This is a genomic window from Winogradskyella pacifica, assembly GCF_003386275.1.
Classification (GTDB): domain Bacteria; phylum Bacteroidota; class Bacteroidia; order Flavobacteriales; family Flavobacteriaceae; genus Winogradskyella; species Winogradskyella pacifica.
Genome location: NZ_QREI01000001.1, coordinates 803,670 through 816,389, shown reverse-complemented (window position 1 = coordinate 816,389; position 12,720 = coordinate 803,670). Strand labels below are relative to the sequence as shown.

Annotated in this window: 5 protein-coding genes; 3 read left to right on the top strand and 2 right to left on the bottom strand. The window is 34.8% G+C overall.

Annotation, left to right across the window (positions count from 1 at the left end; genetic code table 11):
* Window positions 1-86 precede the first annotated feature (86 nt).
* Window positions 87-1,139, top strand: coding sequence for an endonuclease/exonuclease/phosphatase family protein (locus tag DFQ09_RS03515; protein ID WP_115808251.1), 1,053 nt, complete (start codon window positions 87-89; stop codon window positions 1,137-1,139).
* Between the two features lie 72 nt (window positions 1,140-1,211).
* Here the strand turns inward: DFQ09_RS03515 and DFQ09_RS03510 are convergent, their stop codons facing one another.
* Complete coding sequence (locus DFQ09_RS03510; protein WP_181897144.1) at window positions 1,212-1,652, bottom strand: hypothetical protein; 441 nt, start codon at window positions 1,650-1,652, stop codon at window positions 1,212-1,214.
* A gap of 666 nt (window positions 1,653-2,318) precedes the next feature.
* Here DFQ09_RS03510 and DFQ09_RS03505 point away from each other — a divergent pair.
* Window positions 2,319-4,316 carry a gliding motility-associated C-terminal domain-containing protein gene (locus DFQ09_RS03505; RefSeq protein ID WP_181897134.1) on the top strand — a complete coding sequence of 666 codons (1,998 nt, stop codon included), beginning with the start codon at window positions 2,319-2,321 and terminating at the stop codon, window positions 4,314-4,316.
* Between the two features lie 16 nt (window positions 4,317-4,332).
* On the opposite strand, the gene pbpC is transcribed toward DFQ09_RS03505, so the two are convergent.
* Window positions 4,333-6,684, bottom strand: coding sequence for a penicillin-binding protein 1C (pbpC, locus tag DFQ09_RS03500; protein ID WP_115808245.1), 2,352 nt, complete (start codon window positions 6,682-6,684; stop codon window positions 4,333-4,335).
* Between pbpC and DFQ09_RS03495 the strand changes: the two genes are divergently transcribed.
* Window positions 6,683-12,679 carry a T9SS type B sorting domain-containing protein gene (locus tag DFQ09_RS03495; RefSeq protein WP_115808243.1) on the top strand — a complete coding sequence of 1,999 codons (5,997 nt, stop codon included), beginning with the start codon at window positions 6,683-6,685 and terminating at the stop codon, window positions 12,677-12,679. The genes pbpC and DFQ09_RS03495 overlap by 2 nt on opposite strands.
* Window positions 12,680-12,720 lie beyond the last annotated feature (41 nt).

Below are 12,720 nucleotides of genomic sequence, written 5' to 3'. Positions count from 1 at the left end.
GCGTGCAAATTTACATTATTTATAATAAATATCTACTTTTGGCTCAAGATTTGTAAAGTAATTAATGTTAACATAACATGCGCTAAATGAAAAATTTAAAACACAGCTTATTAGTATTATTCGTTTTTGTATTTATAAGTGTAAATGCTCAGGAAAAGAAAAAGTATAAAATTCACACCGTAGCATTTTATAATTTAGAAAATTTATTTGATACCATAAATGACACCACTAAATATGATGAGGCTAGTCCTATAATGGAATTAAATCAAGGTTTAAGAGCTGAGGCATATAAGAAGAAAGTGAAAAATATGGCAAAGGTAGTTGCTGATATTGGTTATGAAGATACCAAAAACTCACCTGCGATTATTGGAGTTTCTGAAGTTGAAAACAGACAAGTGCTAGTAGATTTGGTGAATGATCCACAATTATTGAGTAAGGATTATGGTATCGTTCATTTTGATTCTCCTGATAAAAGAGGAATTGATGTCGCTCTATTGTACCAAAAAGCACTATTTAGACCTATTGAAACTAGTTCTCATGAATTACTTATATATGATGATTCTTCAAGAGAGCGTGTATATACGAGAGATCAGTTATTAGTTAGTGGTGAATTAGACGGAGATTTAATTCATATTATTGTTAATCACTGGCCATCTCGAAGTGGAGGTGAAGCAAGAAGTCGATTTAAACGTGTTGCAGCCGGAAAATTAAATAAACGTATAATTGATTCTTTGCAATCTATAGATCCTTATGCTAAAATCATGACGATGGGAGATTTTAATGATAACCCTATAAATGACAGTATGAAAGAGGAATTAAAAACGGAAGCAGATAAAGAAGAGGTGAAGTTAAAAGGTATTTATAATCCTTATGAAAACCTATATAAGAAAAAAGGATTAGGGACAACTGGTTATAGAGATTCATGGAGTTTATTTGATATGATTTTGTTTACACAACCTTTTTTAGAAAAGGATTATTCGTCTTTTAGATTTTATAAAGCAGGAATTTTTAATAAGTCGTATTTAACGAATAAAGAAGGACGCTATAAAGACTATCCTTTAAGAATGATTGATGCAGGTCTTTCAGGAGGTTATAGTGATCACTTTCCTGTATATATATACTTAGTTAAAGAATTATAAACGAAATTTTGAAACTAAAAAAAGCGTCTCAATACTATTTAGACGCTTTTTTTATGTGCTATGATTTAAAATTTAGAACCAAAGGTTCCATGGAATCATATATAAAACACAAGCTAAAGCTAAAGTATAAAAAATAGCCAGTAGCTTAAATTTTGGCTTAGAGGTCAATTTCTTTTTGTGTTTAGAATAGCCTATTGTAACTAAAGCTACAGCAATAATCATGGCGAAAGGATGTTCTATAATTAATTTTCTCAATCCTGAGTTTTTCATCACTTCTCCCATACCACCAACTTGTTCAATCACTGAAAAATAATCTTTAGTGAAATACAATATAATACCAATTAGTAATTGAATATGCATTGTAATTAATGCGAATAATGAAATTCTAAAATCTTTTGCATCGAATTCCTTGTCGCCCAAAAATTTAATTAATGCGTTAAATGTTGCAAGTACTAAGACTAAAAGTACAAGATAGGCCCAAATTGAATGTATAAACTGTACGGTTTCCATAATGATAAGTTAATTAATTTCTGTAAAAATACACATTAGAATTTTACATGGATAATAATTTAATTATTTAGCAAAAAAAGAATCTGTTTAACTTTTGACGACTCTTATTATATAGACTACTTAAAATGGAGGTTATGTTATAACATTACTTAGTAACAATGTTATTATGCATTCGGTTATGTTCTTAGTAGGAATTTTATAATTTCTTTTAACGTCTGATAAATTATTGGAGTTCTAAAATGCCAGTGAACATTATAGCTTATTTAAGTACTTACATTTTCTGTTTATTCTAAGAATCCATAAATGAAAAATTGGACCTAAACCGACATTCTCTAGTTTTACTTCTACTATGAAATAATTACTTTATGAAATGTATTTCTAAACTTTTCTCAATTTTAAATGTGTTTTTTTATTTAACCCGTAAAAATTGGGTTTAAAACAAGATGAAAAGAAACGGATTGCTTTAAAATTTGGCGAACATTTCAACAAGTTCCCATCCGTTTTTTTTAAAATAATAAATTTAACGTTATGTTAACTATACATGAACTATACAAAAGGGGTTTTCAGGGTTCTTTTTGCCAAAAAGCTATAATTATTGCACAAGGTTATATATATATTTGAACGGGTTAAACCATTTTTAATGTATCCTGTTAATCAAATTCTATGAACATGCTAAACAAATTCTTAAGTCTTAAAGTAGTTATTATTTTATGTGTTTTTTCTTTTTCAAATGAAGCGAATGCACAATTAGGTTTTTGTACAGGAAGCTCAGGTGATCCTATTTTTTCCGAAGACTTTGGGACGGGCACAATTAATTCAGTCTTACCAGAAGGCACAACAACTTATTATTATACAGATGGATTTCCTGATGATGGATTTTATACACTAGGTAATGGTTCTTTTGGAAATGGTTTTGATTGGCATCAGGTTGAGGATCATACGCCTAATGATACCGACGGGAAATTTTTAATGGTAAATGCGGGCTTCAGTGCCGGTGAATTTTATAGAACAACGATTACAGGGTTGTGTGAGGCTACGACTTATGAGTTTTCAGCATGGTTACTTAATTTAGTTAAAATACCAGGCTTCTGTCATGATTTAGGTATAGAGATTCCTTTTGATGTTCGTTTTCAAATTTGGGATAGTACGGATACTAATTTATTAGCAAGTGGAGATACAGGTGATGTTTATGGTGCGGCAGATCCTACATGGGAACAGTACGGTTTAGTATTTCAAACCTTAGCGGGGCAAGATGAAGTAATTCTAAAAATGATTAACAATGGTGATGGTGGTTGTGGTAACGATTTAGCTATCGATGATATAGAGCTTAAAACTTGTGGAGATATTGTAGTTGTTACAGATGAAGTAGATAACACGTCTGCTGATATTTGTAATAGCGATACACCTTTTTCATTAGCCTTAACAGCCACTCCAGATTATGCTGTATTTACTTCTCATTTTTACCAGTGGCAAGAAAGTAACGATGGTGTGACATGGACAGACATTGCGGGTGAAACAAATCAAACGCTTGTGGCATCAGTAACAGCATCATCATTTTATAGAACTAAGATTGCTGAAATAGCAACTAATTTAAATAATGATCAATGTTTATTGTTCTCTGACGTTTTTGAGATAACAGTAAATGCAAATCCAGACGCACCTACAAGTAGTGGAGATATGCCTTTTATTTGTAATATAAGCGAAGCACAACTATCTGTTACAGTGCCGTCAAATATAGAAGTTAATTGGTATGATAATGCTGTAGCTGGAAACCTTTTACAAGCAAATAGTCTTAATTATACAGCAACAGCTTTAGGTACTTATTATGCTGAAGCTGTAGATACTTTAACCGGATGTGTTTCTACATCCAGAACAGCGGTAATCGCATTAAGTGCTGTGCCAGAACCACCGATTAGTAATGGTGATGAAGATTTCAATTGTAATTTTAATGAAGCTACTTTATCCGTTTCTGCTCCAGCAGGAGTGACTGTAAATTGGTATGATAATGCTGTAGGAGGAAACCTTTTATTGGCTAATAGTCTTAATTATACGACCACTTTAGAAGGAACCTTTTATGCGGAAGCAGTAGATGATATTACAGGTTGTGTTTCTAGTGCTAGAACAGCAGTCGGTACAAGTGTATTTGCGCCGAATGAACCTATAAGTAATGGTGATGTTGATTACGATTGTGTCGCTCAAGGAGCCGTATTGTCGGTTAGTGTACCATCAGGGATTACTGTAAATTGGTACGATTCAGAAATAGGAGGAATTTTAGTACTTGCAAATAGCACAATATATGAGGTGAGCGATCAAGAAATATATTATGCAGAAGCCGTTAATGATCTTACAGGGTGCATTTCAGATTTTAGAACAGCGGTAAGTATTTCTGTAGACTCGGGGCCTCAAGATTGTTTTATACCTCAAGGTATATCACCAGGTGTTTCCCCAGGGCAAAACGATAACTTTGATCTCAGTAATTTTGATGTTTCAAAAATAGAAATCTTCAATAGAAATGGAACTTTAGTTTATTCAAAAAATAACTATAAGGACGAATGGGAAGGTCAAACTAACAATGGTGACGAGTTACCTGTAGGTACTTATTTCTACACTATGATTTACGATGGAGGTGCAAAACAACATAGTGGTTGGATTTATATTAACAGATAATAGTATAAGCTATATCTTATTCTGAAACTGTAATATGATGTTTTAGTTCATTCCCTAATTCATCTACAATGGTAATAATATGTTTACCTGGTTCAGGCAAAACAGCTAAATCATGTATGTCTTTAGTACTGCCAATATAGTTACTGTCTATATACCAATGGATTTCTAGTTCTGGTTTAGAATGTGCCACTTTTAATATGAACTCATTAGTTTTGCCATCAAAACCTTTAGGTAAATAAATAGTACTTTGTTGGTTGGGGTAAATGAATTCCATGCTAATTCTTGAAGATTCAGTACAATCTATTCTAAATGGAGGTAATGGTTTGTAAAACGGATTTTTATTCTTGAAATAGTAAGCTTGAAGCGGAGGCAAAACAAACCAAGATGTATTTGTAATATTTGAAATGTCTTCGCAAGATGAATTGACCTGATAGTGTCCTGAAGCATTCACGTGTACTAATTTATGAAACGGGCAAGGTTCTGTTTTTTTTCCACTTGTCTGTATATATTTTAGTTCTGTAACATCACAAACTGGTGACGCTCTATAGCCACTTTTTTTGCAAATACTCACCTCAAGCATTTCGTCATAAGGCTTAGCAAACCATTCACTTTTAGGTAATAAATCAAAAACATCAAACATAATTGGTGCAGCTGTTTGCACGCCAACTAAGCCTGGTCGCCCTTCGCCATCAGCATTTCCTACCCAAACACCAACGACATAATCCTTTGTTGTGCCAATTGCCCAAGCATCTCTAAAGCCAAAACTTGTTCCTGTTTTCCATGCAATTTCTTGCGAAGAATCATAGTAATTCCAACTTTCATCGCTTTCTGGTCGGTTTACTTGTTTCATGCTTTCAAAAGTTAAAAAAATAGAAGCAGCATCAAAAACCCCTTTCTCAGATGTTAATTTTCCGAAGTCAACAGTTTCATTAGAATTGTAAATAGGTTGAGAAAATTCATTTGTAAAATATTGACTAGAGTTGCTATTAAAATGATTTAAAGTCGATGCCATACTAGCATAACTTTTACACAAATCCCATAGGTTGCTTTCTGCACCTCCCAATATTAAAGATAACCCGTAATGATTGGCATTATATTTTAAATCTTTAAGTTGAAGTGCTTTGAGGTAATGATAAAACCGATCTAATCCAAATTCTTTAAGCATCCTAACCATAGGCACATTCAGTGATCGCGATAATGCTTCGTTGGCTTTTACAGCTCCGTCGTAAGTTTGATTGTAATTTTCAGGTTGGTAACTTCCAAATTGTGTAGGCACATCTGCCACCAAAGTATTTGGTAGTAAATCTCCAGCATCAAGCATGGCAGCATATAAAAAGGGCTTTAAAATACTACCTGTACTTCTGGGCTTGTCAATAATATCTACACTATTTTGGTGGGTTTTATCTGTTGGGGAATTTCCAATATAGGTGAGTACCTCTCTTGTTTTTACATCTAAAACTAAAACGGAAAGATTATGAATTTCATTTTGCTTTAAGAGATCGTAATGTTGCTTTACAAGGGCATTTGTTTGTTCTTGAAGTTCAATACTAATCGTCGTTTTTATGCGCTCTCCTCTGTTTTTTTTAGCTACTTTTTGAAGTAAATGTGGAGCGATTTGTGGTAGCGGATATGGTTTTTGTGGTAGGTTTTCTGCTATCGATAATTCATAGGTTAATTCATCTATGGTTCCATTTTTAAACAATTTTTTTAATAATCGATTTCGTTTCTCTAATAACCGTTCTTGATTTTTTCCTGGGTAAATTAAGCTCGGAGCATTAGGTAAAACAGCTAGAGTGGCACTTTCTGCCCACGATAGGTTAGAGGCATTTCTATTAAAATAACGCCAAGATGCCGCGTCGATACCAACAACATTTCCGCCAAATGGAGCATGACTCGCGTAGAGATTCAAAATGTCATCTTTAGATAATCTGAACTCTAAACGTGTCGCCAGAATAAGTTCTTTTAGTTTTTCAAAATAGGTGCGCGATTGTCCTTTTCTAGAGAGTCGAATGACTTGCTGTGTTAATGTGCTTCCTCCTCGTTTGACGCTACCAGAACTTAAATTGTCTTTTAAAGCTTTAAAAATTGAAACAGGATTAAATCCAGGATGTTGGTAAAAGTATTCATCTTCAAACTGAAGAATACACGTTTTAAATTTTTCTGGAACAGTATTATTAGCAGGAAATCTCCATTGACCATCATCTGCAATTAAGGCTCCTAGCAGTTCATTTGATTGGCTTGTAATAATTGTAGCCGTAGGATCTTTAAATAATTTCTTCGGTAAACAGAAATAATAGACAATTAGAAGCACAAAGAGCACTACAAACGTAATTTTATTTTTCTTAAAGTGCTTAATTAAACTATACATGACCTATACATATGTGGTTTTTGGGCCTTTTTCGGCTAAAAGCCAAAATTATTACACAAACTTATATATATATTTGAACGTGAGAAACAATTTATTCAATCTTAAAATAATCATAATTTTTTGTGTTTCTTTTTTTACAAAAGAAGTGCATGCGCAATTAGGGTTTTGTCAAGGAAATTCTGGTGATCCGATATTTGTAGAAGATTTTGGAACAGGTACCAGTTATATTCCGCAATTGCCAGTTGGCACAACGACTTATACTTTTGTCGGATACCCAGGACCTCAAGATGGTCAATATACAATTGGGCCGCAAACATCTCATTATGGTTGGAGTATGCCTAGTGACCATACAGGTGATGTTAATGGAAAAGCATTAATTGTAAATGCGAGTTTTACTACAGGAGAATTTTACACCACACCTATTGATGGTTTATGTGAAAATACAACTTACGAATTTTCATCATGGTTAATGAACATATTACCGCTCTCTGGCTGTGGTGGTAATGGAATACCTGTAAATGTACAATTCGAAATTTGGGATAATACCAATACTAATTTATTAGCATCTGGTGATACAGGAGATATATATAGTGAAGTTACACCAACATGGGAGCAGTATGGATTGGTCTTTCAAACTTTACCAGGGCAGACGTCGGTTATACTCAAAATGATTAATAATGGTGCAGGGGGTTGTGGTAATGATTTAGCTATTGATGATATCGTATTTAAGAGTTGTGGGGATTTAATTGCTGTCGAAGATACTAGTAATAATAATTCAGCTTCTATTTGTAATTCAGAAACACCGTATTCTGATGTTATTACGGCAATACCAGATTTTACAGTATTTAGTAATCATTTTTACCAATGGCAAGTCAGTACTGATGGTGTAAATTGGACAGATGTTGCTGGTGAGACAAATGCCTCTATTTCTATCTCAGGAATTACCACGAGAACTTATTACAGAACGAAAGTTGCTGAATATGCTACCAATATTAATAATTTAGATTGTAATACATTTTCAGATGTATATGAAGTATTTATTAATCCAAATCCTATAACTCCTGTTAGTAATGGAGATGTTGATTTCGATTGCATTAGTAGCCAAGCAACTCTATCTGTTACGGCTGTAAGTGGCATAAATATTAATTGGTATGATGCCGCTGCAGGTGGTACTTTGGTGCAATCAAATTCTGAATCTTATTTAGCAACAGCTCCAGGAATTTACTATGCGGAGTCTGTTGATGCAATTACAGGATGTGTGTCTATAACAAGAGTGCCTGTTAATGCTTCGGGCGCGACTTTTCCTGCAACTCCAGTTAGTGATGGTGATGTTAATTTTAGTTGTATAACGAATGATGCAACGCTTTCAGTTACAGTTCCAACTGGGATTGTTGTAAATTGGTATGATGCGCCAACGGGTGGTGCTTTATTGCAATCAGATAGTGTTTCGTATCTCACTGCAATGGAAGGAACATATTACGCTGAGGCTGTAAATACAGTAACAGGTTGTATATCGTTAACAAGAGTTGGTGTTACGACATCTACTGTTTTACCAGAGACACCGATTAGTGATGGTGATGCTAATTCAGGTTGTAATTCAATTGAAGCCACTTTATCTGTGACAGTCCCAAGTGGAATTATTGTAGATTGGTTTGATGCGGCAACTGCAGGAAACTTATTAGTATCTAACAGCACAACTTTAGTTGTGGGTACATCAGGAACTTATTACGCACAAGCAACAGATCCAATTACAGGTTGTATTTCTGCAACGAGAACAGCTGTGAACGGAGATATTTTGACTCATGATATTGCTTCTTTTAATATTACGGCCACTTGTGATGGCGCTACAGTTATTATTAATGATACCTTAGGTGGAACTTTTAGTTTTAATCCTTCGCCTTCAGACGGAGCAACTATAGATTCTAATACGGGAACAGTTACTAACGGAACATCAGGAGCGAGTTATACTATTGAATATGTAACACCTGGATTGTGTTCGGACACCAAAACGGAAACATTTAATGTATTAGTGGCGGATGATGCTTCATTTTCAATAACTCCAACATGTGATGGTGGCGTATCTACTATTACAGGAAATTCAGGAGGTAGTTTTTCATTTAATCCAGTACCAACGGATGGAGCTTCAATCGATACGAATACAGGTCTTATAAGTGGAGGTGCCTCAGATGCAACTTATACTCTTGAATATACAACAAGTGGTACTTGCCCTTCAACAAGTACACAATCAGTTACAGTGTATTCGGCGGTAACACCTATCGCACCAACTCCACTAGAAGTTTGTGACGATGGTACACCAGATGGACTTACAGTAATAGATTTAAGTTTAAAAAATGCAGAAATCACAGGAAGTAATCCTAACTATTCTATAAGTTATTACGAGACGTTAGCAGAAGCAGAAGCTGAAACAAATGTGTTACCGACACTTTATACTAATACTAGCAACGGTCAAATTATCTTTGCAAAAGTTAAGGATGTCAATACAGGTTGCTATGCAATTACAACTTTAGAATTATTAGTGCAACAAGCACCAATTGCTAATACGCCACAAGCTTTAATATATTGTGATCCGGATAATGATGGTTATGGTTTGTTTACGCTTACAGATGTCAATGATGAAATCACTGGAGGTGTTACTTCAGGTCTTACGGTAACGTATCACGAGACTCAAACTAATGCCAATATTGGAGTAGATGCTATAGACACTACAGTAAGCTATAATAACATTGTACAAAATGGTCAAATTCTTTATGTAAGAGTAGAAAGCTCAACTATAGCTACAGACTGTGCGACTATAATTTTGTTAGAGTTAATCGTTGAGCCAACACCGCAACTCGTTGATCCAACAGCATTGCAGGAATGTGACGATATATCTGCTGACGGTTATGCTACTTTTAATTTAACAAGTAAATCAGGTGAGATATTAAACGGTCAAGATCCAACGCAATATATACTGAGCTATTATCTAACACAGGCAAATGCAATAGATAACATTAGCCCAATAGCAAATCCATTAGCTTACGTCAATACAGACGATTTTAACCAAATTATCTGGATACGCGTTGAAGATAATACAACGGTAGAAGGCTGTTATAAAATAACAAGTTTAGAGTTAATCGTTAACCCATTACCCGTATTAGTAACACCAGCACCATTAGAATTATGTGATGTTAATAATTCAGGAGATGAACAAGAAGGTTTTATTTTAGAGAATGTAAATGACGATATACTTAATGGTCAAACAGGTATAACGCTAACGCATTATGAGACTCAATTGGATGCAGACAATGCGACCAACCCAATTGTAAGTCCGTATGTAAACACAAGTAATGCGCAAACTGTTTTTGTAAGAGCAGAAAACGATATTACAGGGTGTTACAATACAAGTACATTAACCCTTAGAGTTAATCCAATACCATCACCAGAACCAAATCCAGATTCAATAGAAATATGTGATGTTGACAATGACGGTTTTGGTCAGTTTGATTTAGAAATCCGTACGGTAGAAATTACAAATGGTGAATCCGATGTTGTAATTACGTATCACGAAACACAGAATGATGCAGAGACGGGAAGTAATGCTATTGTCGGCTTGTATAATAATATTGTTGCTCATAATCAATTAATATATGTGCGTTCAGAGAATACGTTAACAGGTTGTTATAGTCTTACTCAGAATACGCTAGAGCTTATTGTAAATCCAGCACCAGAAGTGCCCGTAAATCTAGAAACATATACAATCTGTGATAGTAATAATGATGGTTTAGCTCAATTTGATCTTACGACTAAAGATGAAGAAATCCTTAATGGTCAAGATCCGCTAAATGTGATTTTAACTTATCATATAAGTGCTGTCAATGCTGAGACGGGAACGAATCCAATCATCAATATAGGAAACTATACGAATACGGGTAATCCTCAAACTATTTACGTGCGTTTATACGACCCTATTACAGGGTGTTATGATACAGGGCAATTTGAATTGATTGTCGCATTACCACCAGAAGCGATACAGCCGACACAATTAAGTGAATGTGATGACTTAGGTGAGGTGCCTGGTGATGAAATAACAGCATTTGACCTTACAATAAAAAACGCAGAAATTACAGGTGGGAATACGAGTTGGTCAGTGGCTTATTATGAAACGAATACAGATGCGCAAGCCCAAGAGAATGCGATATCAGATCCAACAAATTATAACAATAGGTCTGTAAATGGACAAGTAGCAAATCCACAGACGCTTTATGCAGTGGTTACCGATACTAATACGGGTTGTGTAGATTTTGTAACTTTAACAATAAGAGTATTACCTAATCCAACTCCTACAGAAAGCAGTTTGTTACCAAATATAGAATTGTGTGATGACATCAATACAGGAGATGGTGTAGAGCTATTTGATCTCACGGAAAACGAAATCCTAATCCGAAACGGTGAAGCTGGAGTTACTGTAACATATTATGAGAGTGCAGATGATGCTAATTCCGGAACAAATGCAATACCAGATCCAGTACAATACACAAATATAGAAGCTTCTGAGCAAGAAATCTATGTTAGGGTGACTAAGGATGCTACAGGTTGCTATGCCTTAGTAGATTTTACTATTGTAGTGCATCCCTTACCAGAAGTGGTAGCTGTAACAGATTTTATACAATGTGAATTATCTACCGATGGCTTTGATAATTTTGACTTAACGACAAAAGACGAAGAAGTTTTAAACGGTCAAGACCCAACACAGTTTATAGTGAGTTACCATGAAAACCTAGCGGATGCCGAGGCAGGAATTAACGGAATTGCCGGTTCATATACCAATCTGAGTAATCCACAAGAAATCTTTGTAACCATCACCAACACTATTACGGGTTGTTCAATTAGCACGCAAAGTTTTAATATCGAAGTACAAGAAGCAGCTCAGGCCAATCCAAATATGGAACCTATTGTTTATGAAACATGTGATGACAATATGGAAACTGATGGTGATTCAACTAACGATAGTACGCAGTTTGATCTTACAACAAGAGATCCAGAAGTATTAGACGGGCAAGATCCACTGAATTATATCGTGACGTATTTCGCGACACAAGAAGAGGCGGATTTAAATGTAAACCCTCTACCAACATTGTATGAAAACAGCGTTAATCCACAAGTGATTTATGCAAGAGTAGATAATGACACACTTGATACAACCGGAAATGACACATCAATCTGTTATGAAGTGGCCGAATTGACGTTACAAGTAAATCCATTACCAAAGTTTAATTTAGAAGAGAATTATACATTGTGTTTAAATACTAATGGAACAGAAATATTAGAACCATTAGTAATTGACACAGGTTTGTCTACAGCAGATTATAGTTTTATATGGACGTATGAAGGTGCACTTATAAGCCAAACAGGATCTAGTATTATGCCAACTGAAGGTGGAACTTATGCGGTATATATAACGAATATAGTCACAGGTTGTGAAAATGAAGATTCAACATTAGTGATAGAAAGTGAACCACCAAGTTTAACTATTGAACGAGTAACACAAGCCTTTGCCGATAATCATGTTTTAGAAGCTTTAGCTATAGGAATTGGTGTTTATGAATACAGTTTAGATGGTGGGCCTTGGCAAGATGAAGGAACATTTACGAACGTATCAGCTGGAGACCATGAAATCACGGCAAGAGACAAGAATGGCTGTGGATTAACGGTAACATCAAAGTTTATTATCGATTACCCGCTGTATTTCACACCAAATGGAGATGGTAATAATGAGACTTGGAATATTGAAGGTATTGGAAGTAATGCTATAATTTACATATTTGACCGTTACGGCAAGTTATTAAAGCAACTAAGTCCGGATGGAGAGGGTTGGAACGGAACATTCAACGGTAATGCTTTACCAACAAGCGACTATTGGTTCACAGTAGAGTACGACGAGCCTAGTAGTGGTGTTCGTAAAGAGTTTAGAGCTCATTTTTCTTTAAAACGATAAGTAGATTTTTTAATTAAACCTGACAGGTTTTTAAAACCTGT

Coding starts and splice junctions, on each gene's coding strand:
- pbpC (WP_115808245.1), bottom strand. CDS start 6,684: ATGTATAGTTTAATTAAGCACTTTAAGAAAAATAAAATTACGTTTGTA.
- DFQ09_RS03515 (WP_115808251.1), top strand. CDS start 87: ATGAAAAATTTAAAACACAGCTTATTAGTATTATTCGTTTTTGTATTT.
- DFQ09_RS03505 (WP_181897134.1), top strand. CDS start 2,319: ATGCTAAACAAATTCTTAAGTCTTAAAGTAGTTATTATTTTATGTGTT.
- DFQ09_RS03495 (WP_115808243.1), top strand. CDS start 6,683: ATGACCTATACATATGTGGTTTTTGGGCCTTTTTCGGCTAAAAGCCAA.